Below are 24507 nucleotides of genomic sequence, written 5' to 3' on the forward strand. Positions count from 1 at the left end.
TGGCGGGCTTCCATCCGTGCAACACGCGAATCAGGTGTCTGGGAGGGCGCATGACTCCACAAATTGCAACGATCATCGGTCTGGTGATCATGTTCATCGTCGCCACCGCGATGCCGATCAACATGGGCGCCGTCGCCTTCGCACTGGCCTTCATCGTCGGCGGGCTCTGGGTCGACATGGGGGGCAAGGAGGTTCTCGCCGGCTTCCCGGGCGACCTGTTCCTGACCCTGGTCGGCATCACCTACCTGTTCGCGATCGCGCAGAAGAACGGCACCATCGACCTGCTCGTGCACTGGGCGGTGAAAGCGGTACGCGGCCATATCGTGGCCATCCCGTGGGTGATGTTCGTGATCACCGCCGTGCTGACCGCCTTCGGCGCGCTGGGCCCGGCCGCGGTTGCGATCATCGGCCCGGTCGCGCTGCGCTTTGCCAAGCAGTACAACATCAATCCGTTGATGATGGGCCTGCTGGTGATCCATGGCGCGCAGGCGGGTGGCTTCTCGCCAATCAGCGTGTACGGCAGCATCACCAATGGCGTGGTGCAGAAGGCAGGCCTGGAAGTCACCGAAATGGCGGTGTTCCTGACCAGCCTCGGCTTCAACTTCATGATGGCCACGATCTGCTTCTTCGCCTTCGGAGGCATCGCGCTGCTGCGTCGCGGTTCGATCACTGCTGCGGGCACGGTGGGCAACGCGGAGCTGGCGATGGCCGGTGGCCCGCAGGCTTCGTCGCGGCAGTTCGCCATCGAAGGCCACGGTGCGCTGGTCGCAGCCGGTGGTGGCACCCTGTCCAACGATCCGGTGGCACTGGATGCGGTGGGCCTGACCCGCGAGCGCTTGTTCACCCTGATCGGCCTGCTCGGCCTGGGTGTGGCCGCGCTGATCTACAACCTCAACGTCGGCCTGGTTTCGATCACCGTTGCAGTGGTGCTGGCCCTGCTGTCGCCGCAGAGCCAGAAGGGTGCGGTGGACGGCATCAGCTGGTCCACCGTGCTGCTGATCTGCGGCGTGGTCACCTACATCGGCGTGCTGGAACATGCCGGTGCCGTGGACTTCATCGGCCACGGCGTCTCCAGCATCGGCATCCCGCTGCTGGGCGCGCTGCTGGTCTGCTACGTGGGCGGCATCGTCTCCGCATTCGCCTCGTCGGCGGCGGTGCTGGGTGCCACCATTCCGCTGGCCGTGCCATTCCTGATGCAGGGCCATCTCAGTGCCGCAGGCGTGATCTGCGCGCTGGCGGTGTCCTCCACCATCGTCGATGTCAGTCCGTTCTCGACCAACGGCGCACTGGTGGTGGCCTCGGCCGCGAAGGAAGAACGCGAAACGCTGTTCCGCCGCTTCCTGGTCTACAGCGGCCTGGTGGTGGCATTGGGCCCGCTGCTGGCGTGGCTGGTGTTCGTGGTGCCGGGCTGGATGTAAATGCCTGCGGTAGTACCGGTCGCTGGCCGGCAACCTCGTGGATCCGTCGAACGATCACGGGTTGCCGGCCAGCGGCCGGCACTACCTGGCGTTACACTTTCCGCATGACCATCGCTCCCGCTCCGCGTCATCCGAAGAAGCGCGCCCCTCTGTATGAGGAGGTGGCCGAACACGTGCGCGAGCGGATCTACGACTACCGCCTGCCGCCGGGCGAGTGGATCGACGAGCCGGCGCTGTGCGAGGAACTAGCCATCAGCCGTACGCCCCTGCGCGAAGCGTTGAAGCTGCTCGCTGCCGAAGGCCTGGTGCAGATCGATGCCGGCCGCGGCGCACGGGTAACCCGGCTGACCCTGGAAGACCTCAACCAGCTGTTCCCGGTGATGGCGATGCTGGAAGGCCGATGTGCGCATGAAGCGGTCAAGCACATCGACGACGCAGGCGTGCAGCAGCTGGAAGACCTGCACGCGGCGATGGAAGCGGCCGCCGCCGAGGGCAACATCGCCGAGTACTACCGCAACAACTACCTCATCCATGAGACGGTGCAGCATTACGCCGGCAACCCGTGGCTGATCCGCATCACCCACGACCTGCACCGCATCCTGAAGATGCATCGCGGCCGCCAGCTGCTGGCGCCGGGCCGCACCGCGCAGTCGCTGGCCGAACACCGCGAACTGATGGACTGCTTCCGCCAGCGCGATGCTGCAGCCGCCGAACGCACGATGGAACGCCACCTGCTCAGCCAGGGCCAGGCCTTGGCTGCGTATGTGGCCAGCGGCGGATTGTTGAACGTGCCTGCGCCGTTGCCGACCGAAGGCGGAAGCTGAGCTCATGGGATTGCCGGCCAGCGGCCGGCACTACCCCGGCGAGGCCCGGTCACGGTAGTGCCGGCCGCTGGCCGGCAACCTCGATAGGTCACGTCCGGGTAGTGCCGGCCTCTGGCCGGCAACCTGGAATCTCTCCTCAATCGCCGCCGCCGCAGCCGCCTCCGTCACCACCCCCACCGCTGTCGCCGCTGCCGCAGTCCGAGCTGCTGTAGCTGTGGCTGCTGTGGCTGTCGCCGGAGGAACCACCAGAAGAATCATAGGCGCCACCGCCAGCGCCATCGCCCCGCGCGGGTGAGTCATCGGCGGTAGCCATCGCCATGCACAGGATCGCGCCGACCAGCGGCAGCAGCCACACCACCAGCAGCTGCCCGGCGCGGCTGCTGACGGGAAGGTCATCGCGGCCCAGCACCACGAAGCTGGCCACCAGGTTCAGCCCCAGCACCAGGGCAATCAGGACGAGGGTCACAGCCAGCATGGCGCAGCTCCTTGCATTGGGATCTTCAGGGTGACGCCATCAGCGCCTGGATCCGGCCGCGTTCCTGCAGCGGCCACTGGAAATCAACCGGGTATACGGGTTGGTGACCATCACGCTTGAGCAGGAAGATCCATTCCCGCCCCGTTTCGCGATCGCGGGCCGCCCCCAGGGAATCGTGCCACATGGTCCACAAGGGCACCCGCAGAGTCCCGGGCAGCCCACCCTTCTCCGGTCGCAGGACCTCATTGACCTGAAGCACCAGATGGATCTGGTTGTCCAGACCCGGCCCGGTGAGCGCCTTGACGTCGGTCACTGGCCGGCCAGCACCGTCGACCATCTCCACCGCCAGCACCTTGGCTACAACGATTTCCTCGGCCTCTGCCACCAGCGCCTGCAATGGTCTGGGCGCCACGGACGTTGCCGATGCCGGCGATGCTCCAGCCAGATACCCCAACGCCAGCCCCCCGACAAGCAACAGCGGTCGTAACGTCATCGGCTCTTTCTCCGTCCCTGGGCCCGCAGACGATACCACCGCTGCCGGTTCGCCCTGCCTGTCATGAAGATGGGACAATGTGGGGCGCGCCGGCCTGCCCTCAGGGCCGCCGGCCCCCCTGCACCAGACGGAAGAAGAAGAACAACAACATGCTGAAAGTCATTTTCGATACCGACCCGGGCGTCGACGACGCGCTGGCTCTGCTGTACCTGCACAAGCACCCGCAGATCGACCTGATCGGCGTCACCACCACCTTCGGCAATGCCTCGGTGGAGTCGACCACCCACAACGCGCTGTACCTGAAGCAGGCCTGGGGCCTGTCCGCGCCGGTCGCGCGCGGCGCCGACGGCCCGCTGCAGCCCGAAGCCACCCCGGAAGCCTGGCCGGTGCACATCCATGGCCACAACGGCCTGGGCAACCACCCGGTGCCGGAAGCGCTGGACGCAACCGCCGACAGCCGTCCCGCGCACCAGCTGATCATCGACCTGGTGCGCGCCCATCCGGGCGAAGTGACCCTGGTGGCGGTCGGCCGCATGACCAACCTGGCGCTGGCCCTGCAGCAGGCCCCGGACATCGCCGGCCTGGTGCGTGGCGTGGTACTGATGGGCGGTGCGTTCCACGTCAACGGCAACATCACCCCGGCGGCCGAGGCCAACATCTGGGGCGACGCGGAAGCGGCCGACATCGTGTTCACCGCCCACTGGCCGGTCACCGCGATCGGTCTGGACGTGACCACCCGCGTCGAGATGAACCGCGACGGCCTGGACAAGCTGGCCGCGATCGGCGGCGCCGATGCCGAACTTGTGCGCGCCCTGTCGCAGGACTACGTCGACTTCTATCTGCAGGCCGGCCACAAGGGCATGGTCGTGCATGACTGCTGCGCCTGCATCGCCCTGACCCGCCCGGAGCTGTTCCAGTTCGAGCGCGCCAGCGTGCGTGTGGCCACCGACGGCGTCGCCCGTGGCATGACCATTCCCAAGCCGGAAGGCATGGGCTTCGGCCCCAGCGTGTGGGACGGCCATGTCCTGCAGTCCATCGCCATCGGCGTGGATGCGGCCGCGGTGCTGGCCGACATCGAGCAGACCCTGAAGGTCTAAGCGCTCACTGCCCGCCCCGGGACACGGGGCGGGTCTTCGGCACGGTCTCCGGCAGCGTCCACAGCACCGGCAGCACCAGCACCGCCACCAGCGCGATCATCGCCCCCGGCGCCGCCGCCCAACCGCTGCGTTCCACCCACCATTGCGCCAACCACGGCGTCGCCCCGCCGAACACTGCGGTGGCCATGGTCACCCCCAGCGCCAGTCCACTGACCCGGCCCTCGCCGGGGAACTGCTCGGCCGTGGCCGGTGCCGCCACCGCACTGATACCGCCGGCCACACAGGCCAGGCTCACCGCTGCCAGCACGATGCCCAACGGCGCAGCAGAGGCCATCCAGCCGAACATCGACAGCGGCAGCAGCGCCGCCAGCACCGTCAGCCCCAGCAGCAGCGGACGCCGCCCGAAGCGATCGGACAGCGCCCCGCACAGCGGGGTGATCGCGATCACCGCCACCGCCGCAATCGTCGACAGCCACAGCGCATCACCTTCATCGTGTCCCTGCGCGTGCAGGAACGCCGGCACATACGTAATGCCCACGTAGTAGGTGATCGAACCCAGTGCGGAAATCGCGAACGTGCGCGCCACCGCACCAGGATGGTTGCGCAGCACGTGCCGCAGCGGCGTAGCCGGAATGCTGCCTTCGCGCCGCTGCCGTTCGAACTCCGGCGATTCGTGCATGCCCGAACGCGCGATCAGGATCACCAGTGCCAGCGCCGCGCCGAAGAAGAACGGGATCCGCCAGCCCCAGCTGTCCAGCTGCGGCGCAGGCAGCAGGGCCACGGTGAGCGCGGAGATCGCCACCGCCAGCAACGCGCCCACTTCGCTGGCCGCCGAGGCCAGCGAGGTGACCAAGCCACGTCGTCGCGCCGGCGCGCTTTCCAGAAGATAGGCGACCACGCCTGTGTATTCGCCGCCCACGGAGAAGGCCATCACGCAGCGCAGGATCAGCAACAGCACGCCAGCAGTCGCACCGGCAGTTGCCGCGGTCGGCAGCAACGCGGTGGCCAGCATGGCCGCGGCCATCAACGCCATCGAGGCCAGCAGCATCCAGCGCCGGCCGAGCCGGTCACCCAGGTGGCCGAAGCACAGCGCACCGAGCGGACGCATCAGGTAGGACACCGCGAACCCGGCCAGGGTGACCAGCATCGCCTCTTCGCCACCGCCGAAGAACACCCGCGACAGCACCGTGGCGAAGTACAGGTACAGGGTGAAGTCGTACCACTCCACCACCGTGGACAGGCCGGCCACCCACATCGAGCGCTGCCGTCCTGCGGTCATTGCGTGCTTTCCTTCATGGCCGCAGCGTGTCATGAAGGCGGTGACGATGCAGTAGATCCACGCCATGCGTGGATGGCCTGCCCCGCCAGACTTCAGGCCGGCAACTGCAACAGCGCCTGCAAACCGCCGCCCTCGCGATTGTGCAGCCGTAGAGAACCACCGAGCGATTGCGCCAGCTGCACGGCGATGGCCAGACCGAGCCCGGTACCGCCGGTATCCCGGTTGCGTGAGCTTTCCAGCCGATGGAAGGGCGCCAATACCGCCTGCAGCTGGTCTTCGGGAATACCGGGGCCACGATCGGAAATCCGAATCCACACCCTGCCCGCCTCGTCGCGACCGGCATCAATCTCCGCGCTCCCGGCATAGCGCAAAGCGTTGTCGACCAGATTGCCGACCACCCGCCGCAGTGGTTGCGGCCACGTCTGCACGATCAGGCCGCTCGGGGCGCCACCACTGACTGGCTTGCCCACGTCCTGGTAATCGCCGACCACGCTGGACAGGAATGCCGCCAGATCCATTGCCACCGGCTCACCACTGGCCACATGGCTGCTGCGCGCGTACGCCACGCCTTCGCGTACCAGCTGTCCCAGATGGTCCAGGTCGGCCAGCAGCCGTTGCTGGGTGGCGTCTTCAGGCAGCGTTTCCACCCGCAGCTTCATCCGCGTGATCGGCGTCTGCAGATCGTGCGAGATCGCCGCAAGGATCTGCAGGCGTTCACTGACATGACCCCGGATGCGGGCCTGCAGTGCGTTGAGTGCCGTTGCTGCGGTGCCTACCTCCGCGGGACCGTCTTCAGGCAGCGCCGGCCCGTCCTGGCCGGGCTGCAGGTGCTCCATCGCGTGCGACAGCTGTGCCAACGGCCGCATCGCCAGCCGCACCGCCAACCATGCGCACAGCAGCAGCAGCGCCAGCTGCGCCATCAGCACCAGCGGTAACCAGCGTGCCAGTGGCAGGCCGGACGGTGTGACCTCGATGGTCAGCGGCGTGCCGTCGTGCAGGCGCAGCTCCACTTCAAAGCGCTCGGGCATACGCGAGACCTGCCGCGCCTGCAGCGGATATCGATGCCGCAGACTGTCATCGATGATGCTGGTGACCTGCCGCGCACGATCAGTCTCCGGCGCAGGGCCGGCCGCGGCCGGGCGCAGCAGATAGCGGTAGGTTCGCCGTTCCAGGCGCGGCACCCACGCTTCGCGCTCGCTGGCGGGCAAGCGCTCCAGCAAGGCCACGCTTACGGCCACGTCCTCGTCGAGGTTGCGCAGCATCATGCTGCGGGTGGACTGGTAGCGCTCGTAGAACAGCAGGCCGAACGACAGCGCATGGGCCAGAGTAAGCCCACCCAGCAGCAACAGCAGCAGCCGCGCCGACAGCGTGCGCGGCCACGGCAGGCGGCGCGCCGCGGCGTTCATTCCTCCGGCCCCAGCAACTGCACCGGCACGCTGAACACATAGCCTTCGCTGCGCACGGTCTTGATGTAGGTCGGCTCACGCGCATCGTCGCCCAGGCGCTGGCGCACGCGGCTGACCAGCAGGTCGATCGAGCGGTCGAACAGCTCCGCATCGCGGCCCTGGGTGAGGCTGAGCAGCTGGTCGCGGCTGAGCACACGGTTGGCGTGGTCAAGGAACACGCGCAGCAGCCGGAACTCGGCGCCGCTGAGCGGATAGGCGGTGTCCTGCGCGTCCAGCAGGTGGCGGGCGGTGGTATCCAGGCGCCATTCGCCGAAGGCCAGCTGGCGGCCGGCTTCGCTCACCTGCAGGTTCGGCGGCAGCATCTGCGTGCGGCGGATCACCGCGTTGATGCGTGCCAGCAGTTCGCGCGAGGAGAACGGTTTGGTCACGTAATCATCGGCGCCCATTTCCAGGCCGATGATGCGGTCGGTCTCATCATCGCGGGCGGTCAGCAGCACCACCGGCACGGCGCGGTGCTTGCCGGCCCGCAGGTTGCGGCACAGGCTCAAGCCATCCTCGCCGGGCATCATCACATCCAGCACCACCAGGTCCACCGCATGGGTGTCCATCAGCGCGCGCATCGCGCGGCCACCATCGGCCTGGCTGACGCGCAGGCCGTTGCGCTGCAGGTAGTCGGCCAGCATCTGGCGGATGTCGCTGTCATCGTCGACGACAAGGATGTGCGGTACGTGGTTCATCGTATTCTCGATCGAGGCAGGGGCGAAGCCGCGCGACGCGGCCATGGTAGCGCGGCTCAGGGGCTGGCCAGCAGGCGCTGGATCTCGCTTTCGGTACGCGCATAGTCGCCTTCACCGTAGTGCCGGTAGACCACCCGCCCCTGCCGGTCGATCAGGTACAGCGCGGGCCAGAAACGGTTACCCCACGCGTTCCAGATCCGGTACTGGTTGTCCTGCACCACCGGCCAGGTGATATCCAGCCGGTGGATCGCACGGCGCACGTTTCCCGGCAGCCCTTCATACGCGAATTCGGGGGTGTGCACGCCGATCACGTGCAGGCCCTGTTCCGCGTATCGGCGATGCCACTGGTGAACGTACGGCGCCACGTTGAGGCAGTTGCTGCAGGTGTAGGTCCAGAATTCGACCAGCACCACCTGCCCGCGCAGCTGCTGCAGGGTCAGCGGCGGGCTGTTGTGCCATGGCCCACCGCCGCTGAATCCCGCAGCGGGTGCGGCCTCGGCAGTCTGTGCACCGGCTTCGGGGCTTGGCCACGCAAGCAGCAGCGCAGCGGCGCCGAGCAGGGACAGCAGCAGCGGCACGGTATAGGCACGAAGCGAAGCCATCGCTCAGCCCCCCTGCTCGGCCAGCGGCAGCTCGGCCGGCTTCACTCCGGCAGCTTCCAGGATGCTGTCGGCCACCTGCGCGGGGTGCGAGAGCAGCGAGACATGGCTGCTGCCGATCGACTGCAGCTGCGCGCCAATGCGCTGCGCGGTGGCGACCTGCAGCTGCGGCGAGAGCATGCGGTCATCGCGGCTGACCACGTACCAGCTCGGCTTGCTGCGCCATGCCGCCGTGGTCACGGCCTCACCCAGCGCACTGGCCCTCAACGGCACCTGCGTGCTGTACAGCAGGGCGGCGGCCTTCTTCATCACGTCTGGTGCGAAATCCTGGGCGATGGCATCGGCCGGCAGGCTCAGGTAACCGTCTTTCTCCTGCAGGCGGGTCAGCCCGGGGCCGACCGGGAAGCCTTCGCCCTGCTGCGCGGAGGACTGGCCGACATCCGGTGCGAACGCGGCCACGTAGACCAGCGCCTGCACCTTGGGATCGTCGCCCGCTTCGGTGATGACCGTGCCGCCCCAGCTGTGGCCGACCAGCACCACCTTGCCGGGCGCGGCAGCGATCGCGCGACGGGTAGCGGCAACGTCATCGGCCAGCGAGGTGAGCGGATTCTGTACCGCCACCGCCGGCAGCTTCCAGGCATGCAGGGTGGTGATGACCTTGTTCCAGCTGGAGCCATCGGCGAAGGCGCCATGCACCAGGATGATGGTGGGCGGCGCGCCGGCATCGGCCTGCACGGCGAAGGCGGGGGTGGCGGCGCCGGCCAGGGCCAGGGCAGCGGCAAGCAGGGTGGTGCGGATCATGGGTGGCACTCCGGTGTTGGGAGTGGCCATTTCCGCGTGCCGGTGTATCGCTGCTGTTTCGCTGTGATGCCGAGTTGTACCGGACTGTAGGGCGGCGGCGGGTTCCTACAGTGGGATACATTCGGCCGCTGGGCATGCCCCGGCGCCATCGGGTGGATATCGTTCCCCGCACGCGGGCGCACAACGCGCCGATGCGCCCCCGATGCGGCGTCTTTGTATCCAACTGTACGAAACCCCTGCCGCAGCCACAGTCGCTGACAAAACCCCGGGCATCGGCACACGTTGCCGATACCTGCGTGGCCCGAAATGGCCTCCATCGACCACCGGCCCGCAGGACACACCCATGATCAGCACCGCCTCCTCCCTCTACACCCCACGCCTGGATGCCGTCGGCCGCTGGCTTTCGCCGCTGGCCCTGCGCGCCCTGCTCGCCTGGGAATTCTTTGAATCCGGCCGCGAGAAGCTGGGCGGCCAGAACTGGTTCGCCGATCTGGAAGGCCGGTTCCCGTTCCCCTTCTCCACCCTGCCCGCCTCGCTCAACTGGCAGCTGGCCACCTGGCTGGAACTGGTGGGCGCGGTGATGCTGCTGCTGGGCCTGGCCACGCGCTCGGTGGCGTACATCTTCTGGGTGCTCACCATCGTGGCCATCGCCGCCGTGCACTGGCCCGACCAGTGGAACGGCCTGGATGAACTCTGGCGGGGCTATGCGATCACCGACCAGGGCTACGGCAACTTCAAGCTTCCGCTGCTGTTCCTGGCCATGCTGCTTCCGCTGATCCTCAACGGTGCTGGATCACTCAGCCTGGACCGTCTGCTTGCCGGCCCCCAACACGCCGCCGCAGACGATGACGGCCTCGGCTGGGGCAGCAGCCTGATCGCGCTGCTGCTGCCGGTCGCCGCACTACTGCCCGGCGTCGGCTTCGGCGGTGCCCTGCTCGGCGCCGCGTTGTTGCTGGCCCATGTGCTGCGCCGTCGCCGCAGCGCCTGATCCGCTTCCGCCCTTTCCCACCCTTCCTCGAATCGCGTTCCGTCGCCTTCCAGCGGCGTCCATCCGCACGCCCTGCGTGCACATCCCAAGGAGTCATCACCATGTCCGTCTCGACCAATAACACCACTGCTTCCCGTCTGCCGCGCATCGGCGCCATCGGCATTGCCCTGGCCGGCGGCCTGCTGCTGGCCGGCCAGGCTGCCGCGATCCAGCCGCTGGCGATCAGTGCCGTGGCCATGAGCGCCGCCGCCGAAGGCAAGTGCGGTGAAGGCAAGTGCGGCGCCAACAAGGCCACCACCAGCAAGCCCGCCGGCAAGGCCAAGGTAGCCGAGGGCCAGTGCGGCGAAGGCAAGTGCGGCGACGCCTCGTTTGCCCGGACCGACCGTGACCACGACGGAAAGGTGTCGCGTGCCGAGTTCAATGCCGTGGCCGCCAAACGTGCCGCCGAATTCGACCGCATCGACACCGACCACGACGGTTGCATCAGCGAGCAGGAAGCGCATGACTACCTGCGCAGCGTCTATACCGCCAATGGCAAGCCGATGCCGAAGGGCCTGTTCTCGCGCGTTGCCGACTGATTGCCCGCACCCGGTGCCGCCCTCGTGGCGGCACCTCATCCCGGAGTACCCACCATGTCCCTGCCTTTGCCTACCGCCAGTGCGGGCCTCGGCCTGCGCCGAGGCCTGATCGATGAACTTCTGGCGATGCCGGCCGATGCCATCGACTTCCTCGAATGCTCGCCGGACAACTGGATCGGCGTCGGCGGTGCACACGGTGCCGCGCTGCGCCAGCTGAGCGAGCGCCACCGCCTGACCTGCCACGGTCTTTCGCTGTCGCTGGGTGGCCCGGACCCACTGGACCGCACGCTGCTGCAACAGACCCGCGCTTTTCTCGACCTGCACCAGGTACAGCTGTACAGCGAACACCTGAGTTACTGCGCCGCCGGCGGCCATCTCTATGACCTGCTGCCGCTGCCGTTCACCGCCGAGGCCGTACGCCACGTTGCCGGTCGCATCGCCCAGGTTCAGGACAGCCTGGGGCGTCGTATCGCGGTGGAGAACATCTCCTACTACGCAGTGCCCGCTGCCGACATGAGCGAGATCGAGTTCATCACTGCCGTGCTTGCCGAAGCCGACTGCGACCTGCTGCTGGACGTCAACAATGTCTTCGTCAACGCTTGCAACAATGGCTACGACGCCTTCGATTTCCTGCGCCGCGTGCCGGCCCACCGCGTGGCCTCCCTGCATGTGGCTGGCCACTTCGACGAGGACGACGGCTTCAAGATCGACACCCACGGCGCGCCGGTGAAGGGTGTGGTCTGGGCCCTGCTACGCCAGGCCTATGCGCACGTCGGCGTGCGCCCCACCCTGCTGGAGCGCGACTTCAATTTCCCGCCGCTGGCCGAACTGCTGGCTGAAGTGCAACAGATCCGCAGGGCCCAGGCCGACGCCGAGTTGCCGGAGGTGGCCCATGGCTGAGTCCCTGGCCACGTTGCAGCGGCGCTGGGCCGACCATGTGCGCGATCCCTCGATGCCCGCAGCCGATGGCATCGCGGCATGGCGGCTGGCGATCTACCGCCGCCTGTGCATCGACAGCCTGGACAGCCTGCTGGCCGGCAGCCTGCCGCGCCTGCAGGAACAGCTGGGCGAAGCGCGCTGGCGCAGCCTGGTCGAGCACTACTACGCGCATCACGCCTGCCACACCCCGCTGTTCCCGCAGATCGCCAGCGAGTTCGCTGCGTGGCTGGCAACGCAGGACACGTTCGCGCTGCCCGGCTGGGCGGCGGAACTGGCGCACTACGAAAGCACCCAGCAGGCGCTGCACATCGAAGCGCGTGATGCCGGGCATTCGTTGCACTCCATGCCTGCGGGCAGCGACGTGCTGGCGCTGTCGCCGCTGGTGCGGGTACTGGGCTACCAGTGGCCGGTGCATGAGGACGCCGCGCTGGACGATGCAACCGCCAGCGAGCCGACGCTTCTGCTGCTGCGCCGCCTGGCGGACTACCAGCTGCAGGTCGAGGAACTGGCACCGCTGGCGTATGCGCTGCTGTCGGCCTTTGGCAACGACGGCGCACGCGTGGATGACGCGCTGCAGGCGCTGGCCGAGGCGCATGACGCGAGCGCGGATGCACTGCACGTGGTGGCCGCGCCTGTGGTAGGCGAACTGTGCGCAGCCGGCGTGCTGGTTGTGCTGACCGGGTTCTGAGATTGCCGGCCAGCGGCCGGCACTACCCACTTTCATTTCGAGGTTTGAACAATGGCTGTTTCCAATACTTCCTTCCTGCACGGCTCGCGCCTGTTCGTGTCCATTGCCGTGGTGCTCATCGCATTTGCGCTGGCCGCGTTCGCCCTGCACGCCGACGTGGCCGAAGGCAGCCGCGCGGCCATCCGGGTCACGGCGCGCACCTCGTTCCTGCTGTTCCTGGCGGCGTTCACCGCTTCATCGTTCGCCAGCCTGCTGCCGGGGCCGACCAGCCGCTTCCTGCTGCGCGAACGCCGGATCATCGGCCTGTCGTTCGCGTTCTCGCACCTGCTGCATGCCATCGCGATCACCGCGTTCGGCATCCTCAACCCGGCGTTCTGGCCGGCACGCTCGGCGCTGGCCAACCTGCCTGGCACGGTGGGCTACGTGGCCATCCTCGCGCTGGCGATCACCTCGCACCGCGGCATCGCCCGGCGCATGGGCCCCACCGCATGGCGCCGCCTGCACGTGACCGGCATGTGGATCATCGCCGCGGTGTTCACCTATTCGTACTTCAAACGTGTACCCACGAACTTCTGGTATGCGGTGCCTTCGGCACTGCTGTTCACCGCCTTCGTGGTCCGCTGGATCGCCAAACGTGCTCAGTCGCTGCGCCGCAGCGCCCACGCCCGTCCTTCCCTGCCAGCGGCCTGATCATCCCCAACCGGAGTTTGAACATGACAGTCTCTTCCTCTCGCCGCCGTGCACTGGTCATCGGCGGCTCACGCGGCATCGGTGCGGCCATTGCGCAACGCCTGGCCGTCGATGGCCATGACGTCGCCATCACCCACGTCTCGCGCCCCGATGGGGCGCAGGCATCGCTTGATGCCATCCGCGCGCACGGTGGCCGCGCGCTCGCCCTCCAGGCTGACAGCAGCGATGCCGATGCGTTGCGCCGGGCCGTGGCCGCCGCTGCGCAGGCCTTCGGTGGGTTGGATGCGCTGGTGGTCAATGCCGGCCTGTACCGGCATACACCGATCGACAGCGTGGATCTGCCTACGCTGGACCAGCTGCTGGCGGTGAACATACGTGGCGTGGTGCTGGCCATCCAGGCGGCCCTGCCGCATCTGTCCAGCGGTGGCCGCATCATCACCATCGGCAGCAACACTGCCGTGCGCAGTGGTTCGCCCGGCAGCAGCCTGTATGCGATGAGCAAGGCGGCGGTGGCCGCTCTGGTGCGCGAGCTGGCGCTGGAACTGGCCCCCAGCGGCATCACCATCAACAACCTGCAACCCGGCCCGACTGCGACCGACATCACCGACGGGCTGGATGAAAAGCTTGCTGCGCGGGTCCCCCTGGGCCGCATTGCCCAGCCTGCCGAGATCGCGTCATTGGCCAGTTGGGTAGCGGGGCCGGAAGCGGGCTACATGACAGGCAGCAGCCTGACCATCGATGGAGGCTTCATCCTCTGAGCCGTTGCACGATCCCCCATCCCACACCCCACCACATCACGGCGCCCGGCGCAGGGTGATCATCGTGATCTCCGACGGTACGCCGATGCGCGCCGGGAACCCGGCCCACAGGCCGGCACCGTTGCTCACGTACAACGTCATGCCATCCACCGCGTAGCGACCGGAGACGAAGCCGCCGTTGGCGCGCTTCACCAGCTGGTCCATGCCGATGATCTGGCCGCCATGGGTGTGCCCGGAGAGTTGCAGCTTCACACCGCGTGCAGCGGCCTCGCGTGCATTGCGTGGCCGATGGTCGAGCAGGATCACCGGTGCGCGGGGGTCGGCACCGGCCAGGGCGGCCTCCAGGTCGGGCAGCGGCAGGCCATAGCGTGCGGCTACCGGGTCGGTGACGCCGGCGATGGTCAGTGCCGCCCCGCCACGACGCACCTGGGTGTGGCTGTTTTCCAGCACCTGCATGTGTAGTGCACGGAAGGCCTGCATCCATTCGCTGTACTGCGCGTAGTACTCGTGGTTGCCGGTGATGGCGATCACACCGTCCGGCGCACGCAGGTCCGCCAGTGGCGTGTAATCGTTGCGGCGCGCCTGCACGCTGCCGTCGATCAGGTCGCCGGTGATCACCACCAGGTCCGGTTGCAGTGCATTGCTTGCAGCCACGACCTGGCGCACCCAGTCGCCGGTCAGCAGGCGGCTGGCGTGGATGTCGGTGAGCTGCAGCACACGGTAGCCATCGAAGGCCTGCGGCAGGCCGCTGACGGCCACCTCGATCTGCCGTGGCTTGGGTACGGCCATGCCCTGGCTGACACCGAAGGCACTGAGCAGCAGCGCCAGCACCGCGGCAGACGGGCGCAGCGCCTTGCTGCGCAGTACGGAAAGGGCGCGCGGTGCGCGCAGCAGGCGCGCAGCCAACAGGCCGGCGTCCAGCACCAGCAACGCCAGGGCCAGCAGCAGCACGGCGGTGGAACCGGTGGCCAGCGTGGCAATGGCCATCTTCGGAATTTCCGGCGAGGCCATCGTGCCCCAGAAGCTGGCGACGATGCGCAGCTGCACGGCAATGCCCACCAGCAGGACGGACAGCACCACCTTCGACCAGACGGGCAGGCGCAGTGGCCAGAACAGGCGCCAGGCCACATACAGGCCCATCAGAAAACCAATCGTACTCAGCACAACGACAATCCAGAACGGCGAACAGGCCCGCCATGGTGACGGCAGAAGATGGCAATGGATAGAGCCGGGCATGGGCCCAGCCCCGACATCGTCACGCTTCCGGCAGGCGTTCCACCCGCAACCGCGTGATGCGCCGCTTCTCCATCGCCAGCACGGTGATGCGGATACCGGCCACCTCCAGCGTGTCGCCGATGTCGGGCAGGCGCCCCAGTTGCTCCAGCACCAGCCCGGAAATGGTCATGTAGTCCGCGCTGCGCGGCAGCGACACGCCGGCCAGCCGCTGCAGGTCGTCCAAGGTCAGCGCGCCGTCGGCGTCCCAGCAGTCCTCGCCCTGTGCAACCACGCCATAGCGCTCGTCCTGGGTATCGGCCAGGTCACCGGCGATGGCCGCCAGCAGGTCGTTGGCCGTCACCAGGCCTTCCACGCTGCCGTACTCGTCCACCGCCACTGCCAACGGCACCGGGTGCTGGCGGATCAGCTCCAGCGCCTGCAACGCACTGGCGCTGGACAGCACGTACTGCGGCTCGCGCAGGTTGCCTTCCAGTTGCAGTGGCTTGCCCTGCAGCAGGTCGGCCAGCAGGTCACGGCTCTGCACCACGCCGCGCAGGCTGTCCAGGTCACCGTCGCCCACCAGCATCCGTGTATGCGGCGACGCCACCAGGCGTGCGACCACATCGTCGTGGCCACGCGCCATGTCGATCCACTGCACGTCGGCACGCACCGTCATCACGCTCGATACCGGACGGTCGGCCAGGCCCAGCACACTTCGGATCATCTCGTGCTCGGCGGGCTGCAGGCGTTCTTCGGTGCTGCCGCGCTCATCGGTTTCATCTTCATCGTGGCCATTGGCCTGGCGCGCACCCAGCAGCCGCAGCACGGCATCGGCAGTACGCTGGCGGAACGGCTGGCGCTGCTCGTTGCGCTCGCGGTTGAAACGTATCCACTGGTTGAACGCTTCCACCAGGATCGAGAACGCGATGGCCGCGTACAGGTACCCCTTCGGAATCTTGTAGCCCAGGCCCTCGGCCACCAGGCTGAAACCGATCATCAGCAGGAAGCCCAGGCACAGCACCACCACGGTCGGGTGCTTGTTGACGAAGCGGGTCAGCGGCTTGCTGGCCAGCAGCATCAGCGCCATCGCGATGGTCACCGCCGCATACATCACGCCGAGGTTGTCGACCATGCCGACCGCGGTGATCACCGAATCCAGCGAGAACACCGCATCGAGCACCACGATCTGCGCCACCACCATCGCAAAGCTGGCATAGACCTTCTTGCCGTCCTCGTGATGCTCACGCCCTTCAAGCCGCTCGTGCAGCTCCATCGTGCCCTTAAACAGCAGGAACAGGCCGCCGCCGAGCAGGATCAGATCGCGGCCGGAGAAGCTGTGCTCCAGCAGCGTGACCAGTGGCTCGGTCAGCTTCATGATCCAGGCCAACGCAGCCAGCAGCACCAGCCGCATCAGCAGCGCCAATGCCAGGCCGATCACCCGCGCGCGGTCGCGCTGGTGCGGCGGCAGCTTGTCGGCCAGGATCGCGATGAACACCAGGTTGTCGATGCCGAGAACGATCTCCAGCACGACCAGGGTTGCAAGGCCCATCCATATCGAGGGGTCAGCCAACCATTCCATTTCAGGTCCGTTTCGTCAGTAAGGGGGAAGTGGTGCGGTGCAGGCGTGCGGCGCAGCCAGGCTCAATCCGCATCCTGCGCCTGCGCAGGGTCATGCCCGAGCAGGTCGCCGGGGCTGCATTGCAGTTCGCGGCAGATCGCATCGAGGGTGGAAAAGCGGATTGCGCGTGCCTTGCCGGTCTTCAGGATCGACAGGTTGGCCAGGGTGATGTCGATGCGCCCGGCCAGCTCGGACAAGGTCATGCCGCGCTGCTGCAGCATGCGGTCGAGGGTGATGACGATCGCCATCAGATCATGCTCATCAAATCACACCGTCCAGATCGTCGCGCATCGCTGCGCCAACGGTGAACACCCGCGCCAGCACGAACAGCATCAGTACGGCCACCAGGCCGGTGATCGACATGCCACCGCCAACTTCCATCCACGCAAAGTCCGGCCCCATCCAGCTGGCATACAGACCGATCACGATGGACAGCACCTCCATCGCCAGCATCAGCCAGGCCATGCGTTGCAGGCGTACGGCGTTGGCATGGGTGAAGGGGCGTTCGTTGGCCGCAGAACGCAGCAGCCGCGCCAGGTGGCGCAGGAACACCAGGCACAGCACCAGCAGCGCGACGATGGCGGCCAGGCCCACGCAGAAATGCAGGAACAGATGCGAACCGTGCATGGCCGCGGCCTGCGCGTCGTGCACGCTGTCCAGCAGCCAGCTGCGGTCGTAGGCCACCAGCGGCACCGCCAGCAGCGCGGCCAGGATGCCCAGCCAGCACATCGCGCGCACCGCTTGCACGGCGGTCTGGGCCAGGGTGAACAAGCCGCGCGCAGGAAGGGCGCGGGCGGGACGAGCGGTCAAGCAGCCTCCGTTGTGGAGCGGCCCTGCCGCCCCGGGGTGGATTTATCGATAAACGATATATCACATCCCCGGGCTGTTGGCTGAATCGCGTGTACTTCGGCAGCGCTACCGGGCGGGTGCCGGTGCAGGCGGCGCGGCCTGTTCGCGCATCGCTTCGCCCGGCGTAGCCGAGGCCATCGCCTGCACCCCCGCCTCGGCGGCCTGCCGGGTGACCAGCCGGAAGCGCACGCGCAGCTTGCTTTCGCCCGGCGTTGCCCAACCGTACTGGATCGCCACCTGGTCGCCGGACAATGGACCGCGCGAGGGCAGCGAGCGGATCTGCAGCGGCTTCGGTGCGGCCTGCATCAGCCGCGCGAAGCCCTTCTGCACCACCGCCGGGTCGGCCTTCTCGGCATACACGGTGCAGGTGCCATCGTCGGCCCAGCTGACCGCGTAGCGGCCACTGGCCAACGGCACCATCCATGCCATGCCCGGCTGGCCCTGCAGCAGCGTGGCAGCCTCGGCCGGCTGCAGCGGCGTCAGGCCATTGGCATCCATCAGCGACTGCAGCCGCGCCGGCGCGCCGATGTGCTGCATGCAGGCAGTGTCGAAGAGTTCGCTGAAGGGATCCTGCGCCGGTGCCTTCGGCGCACGCGCAGGCTGGGCCATCACCACGATCGGCAGCAGCAGGCCAGCGATCAGCCAGGGCGCAGGGCGCATCGGAACTCCACGGAACGGAAAACAGCGGGGAGGATGACAAAGCCGGGAGGCGGTACGCAACGGGCACGCCTGCGCTTGACATCACCTGCCGCCAAGGGGAACATCAGTTAACGAATTAGTTAACTACAACCATGGACCGCATCTTCGAAGCCCTGGCCTCCACCGCACGCCGGCAGATCCTGGCCTATCTCAGCGCCGGCGAACTCAGCGCCGGCGAGCTGGCCGAGCGCTTCGATTTCAGCAAGCCGGCACTCTCCAGCCACCTGCGCATCCTGGAAGACGCCGGCCTGATCGAACGCGAGAAGCGAGGCCAGTTCGTGTACTTCCGGCAGGTGCCCGACCGCCTGGCCAACACGCTGTTTTCCTGGGCTGCCGAAGTCTGTCCGGTCGGCGGCCCGCTGAAGCGCGAAGCGCGCGCACGCCGCAAGACACCCGCCCGCTGAGGAGCACTGCGATGCCCGGTTCGACCCGCACCAGCCGTTCGTTCCCGAGTATCCAGCTTCCGGCACACGACGGTGGTGGCCCGGTGGAAGTCACCCTGATCGCGCAGCTTGGCATTGGTGCCGGCGATGCGCTGGTGAGCGATGCCAGCCAGCGCCAACGCCACCACCCGGCGTTCATCGATGCGCTGGACGAGCCCTCGGCACGGCTGGGTGGCATGCACCTGCAGCACGGCGATCCGTCATCGCTGTACAGCTTCGTGGTGGGTGCCGGCGGCCATCCCTTCCACCGCCATGCCGGGCCGCGCATGTTCACCGCCATCGCCGGCAGTGCCGGTGCCGAGCTGCGGTTTGCCAGCGCATCCGATCAGCAGCTGGCGGACGATCCCTCGCACTTCCTGCGGTCGCTGCGTCGTGTCCGCATCCCGCCCGATTGCCTGTTCACCGTGCGCTTTGGTGGTGGCACCTGGCACCAGTTCGCCTCGAACAGTCCTGCCCACCCTGCCCTGTTCGCGCTCTCGTGCCACAGCAATGAACTGGCCGGGGCAATGAGCGCGCAGGCGCGCGCACTGGCACAGGCAAACGCCGCGGACATTCCCAGCCTGACCGACGTGCTGCCAGCAGCGCACTGGCCCAGCGCAACCACACTCGCCGCCACGCCGTTGCTGCAACTGTCACTGCAGGCGGCAGCGCCCAGCCTGCGCGCACGCCTTTGCGTGCAGACGCGCACGTTGCTGGGGCCGCTGCGTCGCTTCAGCCTGGAGCCACTGCGCGGATTCGTGGAGCGGGCGACGCCGGCGTACCCGGTCTGCAGCAGCGCGTCGTCGCCTCCAGCGGGAATGCTCGCCAGCGCCCTGCCGCACGGTCACTATAACGACACGACCACACTGACCCTGCACGGCGGGCAGACCCGCCATCGATCGGCCTCCGCCCTGCTGGCCGACGTACTGGACGGGTTCCTGCGCAACCCGCCGGCGGGCGTCGGCCGCTTGATGGCCCTGCGCAATCGTCTGGTTGCACCACTGCGTCTGCGCACCTCGCCGCTGGGCTGCCCGGTGTCGTCGCTGCTGTCCACCGATCGCAGCCGCGTGTTCGGCGGACGTTTCCCGGTGCTGGATGCCCGAGTAGATGCGGAAGACCGGTGTGCCGAAGTGCTGCTCGGCGCAGACGACCGCCATCTCCGCTTCCGCAGCAGCGTGCGCGTGCAGTTCTGCGAGGACGGCCAGGTCCAGATCAGCCTGGGCTCGCGCGTGCAGACGCTCAATGCGTTTGGCCGCTTCTACATGGCCATGATCGACAGCGCCCATCGTCATTACGTGGCCCCGGCACTGCTGCGCCGCGCCGTTGAACATGCGCTGGCACCGGAACTGGCCGCGTGGTCCGGCGCGCCTGCGCATTCCTGAGCTGGGGCAGCAATGTGCAGGGGCCCTGTGCGGCCCCCGCGATCAGACCACGATCTCGCCTTCGTCCTCGCCATCCCAGTAATGGATGCGGCTGGCGTGTACGTGGATCAGCACCAGGCCCGGCGTATCCACGCCCTGCTCGAACCACCGCTCCAGGTCCTTCACCCAATGCTGGGCCATCGTGGCGCGATCGCGGACCAGCGCCGCCCTGCCCTGCACGTGCACGAACAGCGGTGGCTTGCCCAGCAGCGACTTGCTGCCGGTCAGGCCCAGCGCCACGTTCGGGTCGGCGCTGATCTCGCGCACCATGTCGGTGTTTTCCATGGTGAAGAACCAGCTGTCGCCGTCGTAGTCCACATCGCCGTTGTTGCTCATCGGGCGGCCAGCGATCTGGCCGCCGGCATGGCTCTGCAGCATGGTGAAATCGATGCCGGCCATCTTCTTGGCCAGTTCGGGAAGGGTGAGCGTGGTCATGGGCAGTTCCTTCAACAGATGGGTGTCCAGCGTCTGCCCGACGCGGTGACCGATGCGTGGATGGCTGCTGGCGCCTTCTTCACGCAGTGGCCGCAGTTGGTATTTCCGCGTGCAGCGCGCCCGCGCCGCAGTGACCGTCACGCATCAGCGCGGATAGCGGAACACCAGGTCATCCGGATCGCTGCGCACCGCCTGCGCGTCCAACACGCCGCCGAGGCGGACCGCCACTGCCTGCGAGGCGTGGTTGTCCGCTGCCATGTAGCTCACCAGCGTCGGCAATCCGCGCACCACGAACGCCCAATCACGCAGCGCCGCAGCCGCTTCGCTGGCGAAACCCCGCCCTTCCTGCCCGGCATACAGCAACCAGCCCAGCTCCTGTTCCGGAAACAGCGGGCCATGGTTGATGCCGACCTGGCCGATGCACTCACCCGTGTCGCGGCGCTCGATCATCAATGCGCCGTGGCCGAACAGATACCAGCTGGCCAGGTCGTGGCAGAACTGCCCCCACGCGGCGACCTCGGCGAACGGCCCGCCCATGCCGCGCGCACGGGGCGAGGCCAGGAACGCGGCATACACCGGGAAGTCGTCCAGGCATTGCGCGCGCAGGCGCAGGCGCGGTGTCTCCAGCACTGGGATGTGGATCATGCGTGTGCCAGTCAGTACACGGCCAGGAAGCCGCAGCCGCGGCGTTGTGGTTGCCCCTCGACAGTCACCTGCACGCTGGCCGACGTATCCACGCCTTCGGCGTTGCGGCAGGGCTCGCGCTTGATCTCGACGATGGTGGGCTGCGTGCCCAGCTCACCGTTGAGTACCGTCAACGAACTGGGCGCACCGGCCGGCTGGCCGAGGTAGCGCAGCGTTCCAGCGCTGCTGCGGCCAGCAACGGTGAGCGTTGCATCGTGATTGCCCTTGCCGGTGGAGGCGATCTCGATGGACCAGCCGGCGCCGCCGCCGGTGAAGGCAGGCACCGGGCTGGCATCAGCGGCGATCGACGGATGACGTGGCGCATCGGCGCCCGGATCGGGCTGCGGTGTGCTGCTGGCGCAGCCAGCGAACAGGCCCGCCAGCAGCGTGGCAGTCACAACGGAACGCAGGGTCATGGCGTACTCCTGGGACGGGCGAATGGCCAGTCTAGGCAGCAACGCGTGCGCTGGCGATGAACGAGGCTGCCCTCAGCGCGCCGCACGACCAGCAGTGGCCACCTGCACCCGGTCGCGGCCCAGCGCTTTGGCCTCGTACATGGCGGCGTCGGCGGCACGCACCAGCGCGTGCCAGCCGATCGGGTCAAGCGCGCCCTGGGCAACACCGAAGCTGGCAGTGACCCGCAGGATGTCACGGCTGCCCAGCACGATGTCTTGCGCACGCAATGCCACCCGCAGCGACTCGGCCAACCGCCGGCCACTGGCCAGATCACCATCGGCCAGCAGCACCAGGAATTCCTCGCCGCCGTAACGGGCGATGCTGTCGTTGCGGCGCAGATGGCTGCGCAGCAACTGCGCCACCTGCACCAGCACATCATCGCCGGCCGCATGCCCCTGGCCATCGTTGATCGCCTTGAAATGATCCACGTCCAGCAGAATCACCACCGCCTGCGTGCTTCCCTCGGCACGCCGCTGTCGTACCCCTTCCTCCAGCGAGCGCCGGTTCAACAGGCCGGTCAGTTGATCGGTATCGGCCAGCTCACGCAGCTCACGGGTCAATGCCGAGCGTTGGTGCGATTTCGCCCGCAGTACCTCGATGGCATCGAACAGGCGCTGCATTTCCGCCATCGGGTGGGTGGCGTGCTGCTCTGCACCCGGCGTGTCCGAGGCGATCTGGATCACCTGCGCCTGCGCCTGCAGCAACGGCCGCAGGATCTGCACGTGGGCGATGCGCAGTGCCAGCGCAAGCAGCAGTACAGTCCCCAGCACCGTGGCGGCCAGCACGGCAAGACGTACCGCTTCCTTGTTGCGGGTGTGCTCGAAGCGCGCGATCGAAACGCCAAGGTAACCATCGCGCAGCGCTTCCAGCGATTGCAGGGTGGGCACGTAGCGCGCGGTGAACTCGGCCGCCGTCCAGGGTGGCGGTACGCCGCGCCGGCCATCGTCGATCAGCTTTTCCACCATCGGCAGCGACTGGCCGAAGAACTGCCGGCGCGCCATGTCCCAGTGCAGGGACAGCGCCGGTTCGCTGCGGAACACCGATTCGTGGCTGGCCGCCAATCGCCACAGCTCCAGCAGGCGGCCCTCGGTCTGCTGCGCAGCGCGTACCTGCGGCTCCCGCCACGCGCCGGGCACGGCCAGCGGCGCCATCACGTTGGATGCCAAGCGGCCACCGTGCTCGCGCAGGTCGATCAGGATCTGCCCCTGCATGGCAGGAATCGCGGCTTCGCGATCAGCCGCGACCAGATCGCTGATCTGCACCGAGGTCAGCGCCTGCAGCCGGTCATACACCGCGAACATGTTGTTGATCGCGTGCTCCACCTCCTCTGCCGAGCGTTCGCCTCTTGGCAGCGCAGCCACCCGGTCGACCGCGGCGCGCGCAGTCTGCAAGCGCCGCCGCGCTTCGTGCAGGCGCGGTGTTTCGTCCACCACCCGCGGGTCGGTCTGGAACACGGTCTGCAGGTGCTGCGTCGCTGCATCCACCCGCTGCCGGGCGACCACCAGCTGTGCGGCAAGGCGGCGTTGCTCCTGCGCATCGGTGCTGTCGGCGCCGAGCAGGCTGTTGGCCGGCCCACGCTCGGCCGATACCAGATTGGCCAGCTCGAAGGTCTGCCGCAGCTGCTGCAGGCTGACCAGGTTGGCCTCGGCTTCGGTGTAGCGCTGCGTGCCCTGCACCAGCGCGATGGCCATCAGCGGCAGCGTGCACAGCACGAACAGGCCAGCGAGGATCCAGAGCCAGGTCTGCAGTCCGTTTGGCGATGCCCTGCGGCCCATCGATGTACCCCCTGGCGTGCGGATCAGTGTAGCGCTGCACCCGCGTGAAGGTGGGTCAAATCCAGCGCTGGTCCACCAGTTCGCGCTTCACGTAGGCGTAGAACACCGGCGCAGCCACCAACCCGGGCAGGCCGAAGGCCGCTTCCATCACCAGCATGGCCAGCAGCAGCTCCCAGGCGCGTGCCTGGATCTCGCCGCCGACGATGCGCGCGTTGAGGAAGTACTCCAGCTTGTGGATCACCACCAGGTACAGCAGCGCAGCCACGGCCACATAGAACGACACCGACAGCGCGACGATGGCGATGATGGTGTTGGAGATGATGTTGCCCACCACCGGCAGCAGGCCAGCCAGGAACGTGATCAGCACCAGCGTCTTCGACAGCGGCAGGTGCACGCCGAACAGGGGCAGCACGCCCAGCAGGAAGATCGCGGTGAACACGGTGTTGAGCAGCGAGATCTTGACCTGGGCGAACACCACCTGGCGGAACGCGGTGGCCAGGCGGCTGGTGCGTCCGATCAGCTCCTGCGCCAGCGGGCCCATCTTCGGCAGCGGCAGTTCGTCGTACAGCGCGATCATCGCGCCCAGCACCATGCCGATCAGCACGCGTACGCCTACCTGCACCACCGATGTACCGGCCACGCCCAGCTGACGCTGGTGCTCGGCGGCCCATTCGTTCACGGCCGCACGCAGCGCCGTCAGGTCTTCAGGGATGTAAGGCTGCAGCAGGGCCGGTACCTGGTGCCGCGAGGTGTTGAGGATGTCCATCAACCGCGCCAGCAACACGTCCGGTCCACCGGTCTCGTTGCGGAAGAACGAGGCCACGCCGATGCCGGCCAGCACCAGTGCGCTGATGATCACCGCCGACAACACGATCACTGCGATCGCCCGTGCCCGCCCGGGGCGCAGCTTGCCTTCCACGGTGGAGGCCAGCACATGGGTCAGCTGGAACACCAGCAGGCCGGAAAGCAGGGTCACCACCAGGCCAAGCTTCAGTGCCAGCCACATGCCGAGCAGCATCATCAACCAGGCGGCGATGCGTGCGGCGGGAGGCTTGGGCAGGGTCGGGATGACGAGGGACATCGGGGCACATCCTGGAGGGGTGGCCCATGGTAGTGGATTGAGGTGATGCGCCTGCGCACGCGCGCATCCCTGCGGCCGCCGC

The 24507-nt window shown here is 67.7% G+C and carries 28 protein-coding genes; 11 read left to right on the forward strand and 17 right to left on the reverse strand.

All coding sequences use genetic code 11. From position 1 onward, the window contains the following. The first annotated feature begins 50 nt into the window (after positions 1-50). Both AC1DKR_RS04485 and AC1DKR_RS04490 read left to right on the forward strand, forming a co-directional pair. Positions 51-1418 (forward strand): SLC13 family permease, encoded by a 1368-nt coding sequence (locus AC1DKR_RS04485; RefSeq protein ID WP_140227566.1) that lies wholly within the window; start codon positions 51-53, stop codon positions 1416-1418. Between the two features lie 104 nt (positions 1419-1522). Then, positions 1523-2242 carry a GntR family transcriptional regulator gene (locus tag AC1DKR_RS04490; protein ID WP_478031349.1) on the forward strand — a complete coding sequence of 240 codons (720 nt, stop codon included), beginning with the start codon at positions 1523-1525 and terminating at the stop codon, positions 2240-2242. A gap of 136 nt (positions 2243-2378) precedes the next feature. Here AC1DKR_RS04490 and AC1DKR_RS04495 read toward each other — a convergent pair whose 3' ends face one another. Together AC1DKR_RS04495 and AC1DKR_RS04500 are read right to left on the reverse strand one after the other, a co-directional pair. Continuing rightward, entirely contained in the window at positions 2379-2717 is a 339-nt protein-coding gene (locus tag AC1DKR_RS04495; RefSeq protein WP_180831451.1) for a hypothetical protein, read from the reverse strand. A 25-nt stretch (positions 2718-2742) separates the two neighbouring features. Beyond that, entirely contained in the window at positions 2743-3102 is a 360-nt protein-coding gene (locus tag AC1DKR_RS04500; RefSeq protein WP_144435715.1) for a hypothetical protein, read from the reverse strand. Positions 3103-3359: 257 nt separating this feature from the next. Here AC1DKR_RS04500 and AC1DKR_RS04505 point away from each other — a divergent pair, with 257 nt between their 5' ends. Continuing rightward, positions 3360-4307 (forward strand): nucleoside hydrolase, encoded by a 948-nt coding sequence (locus AC1DKR_RS04505; protein ID WP_032975923.1) that lies wholly within the window; start codon positions 3360-3362, stop codon positions 4305-4307. 4 nt (positions 4308-4311) lie between these two features. On the opposite strand, the gene AC1DKR_RS04510 is transcribed toward AC1DKR_RS04505, so the two are convergent. The 5 genes from AC1DKR_RS04510 to AC1DKR_RS04530 form a co-directional block, all read right to left on the reverse strand. Further along, positions 4312-5586 carry an MFS transporter gene (locus AC1DKR_RS04510; RefSeq protein WP_033832073.1) on the reverse strand — a complete coding sequence of 425 codons (1275 nt, stop codon included), beginning with the start codon at positions 5584-5586 and terminating at the stop codon, positions 4312-4314. Positions 5587-5678: 92 nt separating this feature from the next. Then, positions 5679-6992, reverse strand: coding sequence for a sensor histidine kinase (locus AC1DKR_RS04515; protein ID WP_080149437.1), 1314 nt, complete (start codon positions 6990-6992; stop codon positions 5679-5681). Then, positions 6989-7729 carry a response regulator gene (locus AC1DKR_RS04520; protein WP_025873908.1) on the reverse strand — a complete coding sequence of 247 codons (741 nt, stop codon included), beginning with the start codon at positions 7727-7729 and terminating at the stop codon, positions 6989-6991. Before AC1DKR_RS04520 ends, AC1DKR_RS04515 begins: the two co-directional genes overlap by 4 nt. A gap of 56 nt (positions 7730-7785) precedes the next feature. Next, the gene (locus AC1DKR_RS04525) at positions 7786-8331 is read right to left on the reverse strand and encodes a redoxin family protein (protein WP_080149439.1); all 546 of its coding nucleotides are present in this window, start codon (positions 8329-8331) and stop codon (positions 7786-7788) included. Positions 8332-8334: 3 nt separating this feature from the next. Continuing rightward, positions 8335-9129, reverse strand: coding sequence for an alpha/beta fold hydrolase (locus tag AC1DKR_RS04530; protein WP_312109708.1), 795 nt, complete (start codon positions 9127-9129; stop codon positions 8335-8337). Positions 9130-9472: 343 nt separating this feature from the next. Here AC1DKR_RS04530 and AC1DKR_RS04535 point away from each other — a divergent pair, with 343 nt between their 5' ends. The 6 genes from AC1DKR_RS04535 to AC1DKR_RS04560 all read left to right on the forward strand — a co-directional run bounded on the left by AC1DKR_RS04535 (position 9473) and on the right by AC1DKR_RS04560 (position 13770). Then, a complete protein-coding gene (locus tag AC1DKR_RS04535; protein WP_280883975.1) occupies positions 9473-10117 on the forward strand; it encodes an HvfX family Cu-binding RiPP maturation protein in 645 nt (214 codons plus the stop codon). Positions 10118-10218: 101 nt separating this feature from the next. Then, positions 10219-10695, forward strand: a complete 477-nt coding sequence (locus AC1DKR_RS04540; protein ID WP_478031361.1) for an HvfA family oxazolone/thioamide-modified RiPP metallophore — start codon at positions 10219-10221, stop codon at positions 10693-10695. A gap of 54 nt (positions 10696-10749) precedes the next feature. Then, positions 10750-11595 (forward strand): HvfB family MNIO-type RiPP peptide maturase, encoded by an 846-nt coding sequence (locus AC1DKR_RS04545; protein ID WP_033830593.1) that lies wholly within the window; start codon positions 10750-10752, stop codon positions 11593-11595. Beyond that, a complete protein-coding gene (locus tag AC1DKR_RS04550) occupies positions 11588-12322 on the forward strand; it encodes an HvfC family RiPP maturation protein (RefSeq protein WP_478031364.1) in 735 nt (244 codons plus the stop codon). The genes AC1DKR_RS04545 and AC1DKR_RS04550 overlap by 8 nt, the downstream gene beginning before the upstream one ends. A gap of 51 nt (positions 12323-12373) precedes the next feature. Next, positions 12374-13012, forward strand: coding sequence for a ferric reductase-like transmembrane domain-containing protein (locus tag AC1DKR_RS04555; protein WP_478031366.1), 639 nt, complete (start codon positions 12374-12376; stop codon positions 13010-13012). A gap of 23 nt (positions 13013-13035) precedes the next feature. Then, entirely contained in the window at positions 13036-13770 is a 735-nt protein-coding gene (locus AC1DKR_RS04560; protein ID WP_478031369.1) for an SDR family NAD(P)-dependent oxidoreductase, read from the forward strand. 36 nt (positions 13771-13806) lie between these two features. On the opposite strand, the gene AC1DKR_RS04565 is transcribed toward AC1DKR_RS04560, so the two are convergent. From AC1DKR_RS04565 to AC1DKR_RS04585, 5 genes are all read right to left on the reverse strand, one after another. Further along, a complete protein-coding gene (locus AC1DKR_RS04565) occupies positions 13807-14943 on the reverse strand; it encodes a metallophosphoesterase (protein WP_478031797.1) in 1137 nt (378 codons plus the stop codon). An 82-nt stretch (positions 14944-15025) separates the two neighbouring features. Then, a complete protein-coding gene (locus AC1DKR_RS04570) occupies positions 15026-16564 on the reverse strand; it encodes a TerC family protein (protein ID WP_478031371.1) in 1539 nt (512 codons plus the stop codon). 62 nt (positions 16565-16626) lie between these two features. Further along, the gene (locus AC1DKR_RS04575) at positions 16627-16851 is read right to left on the reverse strand and encodes a helix-turn-helix domain-containing protein (RefSeq protein ID WP_025873919.1); all 225 of its coding nucleotides are present in this window, start codon (positions 16849-16851) and stop codon (positions 16627-16629) included. Between the two features lie 13 nt (positions 16852-16864). Then, on the reverse strand, positions 16865-17332 hold the full coding sequence (locus AC1DKR_RS04580; RefSeq protein WP_059063423.1) for a DUF2975 domain-containing protein: 468 nt from the start codon (positions 17330-17332) through the stop codon (positions 16865-16867). A gap of 186 nt (positions 17333-17518) precedes the next feature. Further along, positions 17519-18112: an NMCC_0638 family (lipo)protein gene (locus AC1DKR_RS04585; protein WP_032975907.1), complete on the reverse strand. Its 594-nt coding sequence runs from the start codon at positions 18110-18112 to the stop codon at positions 17519-17521. Positions 18113-18243: 131 nt separating this feature from the next. On the opposite strand from AC1DKR_RS04585, the gene AC1DKR_RS04590 reads away from it, so the two are divergent. Together AC1DKR_RS04590 and AC1DKR_RS04595 are read left to right on the forward strand one after the other, a co-directional pair. Further along, positions 18244-18555, forward strand: a complete 312-nt coding sequence (locus AC1DKR_RS04590; protein ID WP_025873922.1) for a metalloregulator ArsR/SmtB family transcription factor — start codon at positions 18244-18246, stop codon at positions 18553-18555. Between the two features lie 11 nt (positions 18556-18566). Continuing rightward, positions 18567-19955, forward strand: coding sequence for a DUF2867 domain-containing protein (locus AC1DKR_RS04595; protein WP_312786757.1), 1389 nt, complete (start codon positions 18567-18569; stop codon positions 19953-19955). 42 nt (positions 19956-19997) lie between these two features. Here the strand turns inward: AC1DKR_RS04595 and AC1DKR_RS04600 are convergent, their stop codons facing one another. The 5 genes from AC1DKR_RS04600 to AC1DKR_RS04620 form a co-directional block, all read right to left on the reverse strand. Then, positions 19998-20429 carry a pyridoxamine 5'-phosphate oxidase family protein gene (locus tag AC1DKR_RS04600; protein WP_312111018.1) on the reverse strand — a complete coding sequence of 144 codons (432 nt, stop codon included), beginning with the start codon at positions 20427-20429 and terminating at the stop codon, positions 19998-20000. A 144-nt stretch (positions 20430-20573) separates the two neighbouring features. Then, entirely contained in the window at positions 20574-21074 is a 501-nt protein-coding gene (locus AC1DKR_RS04605; protein ID WP_312111015.1) for a GNAT family N-acetyltransferase, read from the reverse strand. 11 nt (positions 21075-21085) lie between these two features. Beyond that, positions 21086-21529, reverse strand: coding sequence for a hypothetical protein (locus AC1DKR_RS04610; RefSeq protein WP_312786756.1), 444 nt, complete (start codon positions 21527-21529; stop codon positions 21086-21088). Between the two features lie 72 nt (positions 21530-21601). Further along, entirely contained in the window at positions 21602-23344 is a 1743-nt protein-coding gene (locus AC1DKR_RS04615) for a GGDEF domain-containing protein (protein WP_478031376.1), read from the reverse strand. 55 nt (positions 23345-23399) lie between these two features. After that, the gene (locus AC1DKR_RS04620) at positions 23400-24425 is read right to left on the reverse strand and encodes an AI-2E family transporter (protein ID WP_312786754.1); all 1026 of its coding nucleotides are present in this window, start codon (positions 24423-24425) and stop codon (positions 23400-23402) included. Positions 24426-24507: the final 82 nt, after the last annotated feature.

It is taken from the genome of Stenotrophomonas sp. 01N47, from assembly GCF_056399165.1.

Excerpts from the sequence above, each read along its gene's own strand:
- AC1DKR_RS04485 (WP_140227566.1), top strand. The coding sequence starts at position 51 with ATGACTCCACAAATTGCAACGATCATCGGTCTGGTGATCATGTTCATC.
- AC1DKR_RS04490 (WP_478031349.1), top strand. The coding sequence starts at position 1,523 with ATGACCATCGCTCCCGCTCCGCGTCATCCGAAGAAGCGCGCCCCTCTG.
- AC1DKR_RS04495 (WP_180831451.1), bottom strand. The coding sequence starts at position 2,717 with ATGCTGGCTGTGACCCTCGTCCTGATTGCCCTGGTGCTGGGGCTGAAC.
- AC1DKR_RS04505 (WP_032975923.1), top strand. The coding sequence starts at position 3,360 with ATGCTGAAAGTCATTTTCGATACCGACCCGGGCGTCGACGACGCGCTG.
- AC1DKR_RS04510 (WP_033832073.1), bottom strand. The coding sequence starts at position 5,586 with ATGACCGCAGGACGGCAGCGCTCGATGTGGGTGGCCGGCCTGTCCACG.
- AC1DKR_RS04515 (WP_080149437.1), bottom strand. The coding sequence starts at position 6,992 with ATGAACGCCGCGGCGCGCCGCCTGCCGTGGCCGCGCACGCTGTCGGCG.
- AC1DKR_RS04520 (WP_025873908.1), bottom strand. The coding sequence starts at position 7,729 with ATGAACCACGTACCGCACATCCTTGTCGTCGACGATGACAGCGACATC.
- AC1DKR_RS04525 (WP_080149439.1), bottom strand. The coding sequence starts at position 8,331 with ATGGCTTCGCTTCGTGCCTATACCGTGCCGCTGCTGCTGTCCCTGCTC.
- AC1DKR_RS04530 (WP_312109708.1), bottom strand. The coding sequence starts at position 9,129 with ATGATCCGCACCACCCTGCTTGCCGCTGCCCTGGCCCTGGCCGGCGCC.
- AC1DKR_RS04535 (WP_280883975.1), top strand. The coding sequence starts at position 9,473 with ATGATCAGCACCGCCTCCTCCCTCTACACCCCACGCCTGGATGCCGTC.
- AC1DKR_RS04540 (WP_478031361.1), top strand. The coding sequence starts at position 10,219 with ATGTCCGTCTCGACCAATAACACCACTGCTTCCCGTCTGCCGCGCATC.
- AC1DKR_RS04545 (WP_033830593.1), top strand. The coding sequence starts at position 10,750 with ATGTCCCTGCCTTTGCCTACCGCCAGTGCGGGCCTCGGCCTGCGCCGA.
- AC1DKR_RS04550 (WP_478031364.1), top strand. The coding sequence starts at position 11,588 with ATGGCTGAGTCCCTGGCCACGTTGCAGCGGCGCTGGGCCGACCATGTG.
- AC1DKR_RS04555 (WP_478031366.1), top strand. The coding sequence starts at position 12,374 with ATGGCTGTTTCCAATACTTCCTTCCTGCACGGCTCGCGCCTGTTCGTG.
- AC1DKR_RS04560 (WP_478031369.1), top strand. The coding sequence starts at position 13,036 with ATGACAGTCTCTTCCTCTCGCCGCCGTGCACTGGTCATCGGCGGCTCA.
- AC1DKR_RS04570 (WP_478031371.1), bottom strand. The coding sequence starts at position 16,564 with ATGGAATGGTTGGCTGACCCCTCGATATGGATGGGCCTTGCAACCCTG.
- AC1DKR_RS04575 (WP_025873919.1), bottom strand. The coding sequence starts at position 16,851 with ATGGCGATCGTCATCACCCTCGACCGCATGCTGCAGCAGCGCGGCATG.
- AC1DKR_RS04580 (WP_059063423.1), bottom strand. The coding sequence starts at position 17,332 with ATGTGCTGGCTGGGCATCCTGGCCGCGCTGCTGGCGGTGCCGCTGGTG.
- AC1DKR_RS04585 (WP_032975907.1), bottom strand. The coding sequence starts at position 18,112 with ATGCGCCCTGCGCCCTGGCTGATCGCTGGCCTGCTGCTGCCGATCGTG.
- AC1DKR_RS04590 (WP_025873922.1), top strand. The coding sequence starts at position 18,244 with ATGGACCGCATCTTCGAAGCCCTGGCCTCCACCGCACGCCGGCAGATC.
- AC1DKR_RS04595 (WP_312786757.1), top strand. The coding sequence starts at position 18,567 with ATGCCCGGTTCGACCCGCACCAGCCGTTCGTTCCCGAGTATCCAGCTT.
- AC1DKR_RS04600 (WP_312111018.1), bottom strand. The coding sequence starts at position 20,429 with ATGACCACGCTCACCCTTCCCGAACTGGCCAAGAAGATGGCCGGCATC.
- AC1DKR_RS04605 (WP_312111015.1), bottom strand. The coding sequence starts at position 21,074 with ATGATCCACATCCCAGTGCTGGAGACACCGCGCCTGCGCCTGCGCGCG.
- AC1DKR_RS04610 (WP_312786756.1), bottom strand. The coding sequence starts at position 21,529 with ATGACCCTGCGTTCCGTTGTGACTGCCACGCTGCTGGCGGGCCTGTTC.
- AC1DKR_RS04615 (WP_478031376.1), bottom strand. The coding sequence starts at position 23,344 with ATGGGCCGCAGGGCATCGCCAAACGGACTGCAGACCTGGCTCTGGATC.
- AC1DKR_RS04620 (WP_312786754.1), bottom strand. The coding sequence starts at position 24,425 with ATGTCCCTCGTCATCCCGACCCTGCCCAAGCCTCCCGCCGCACGCATC.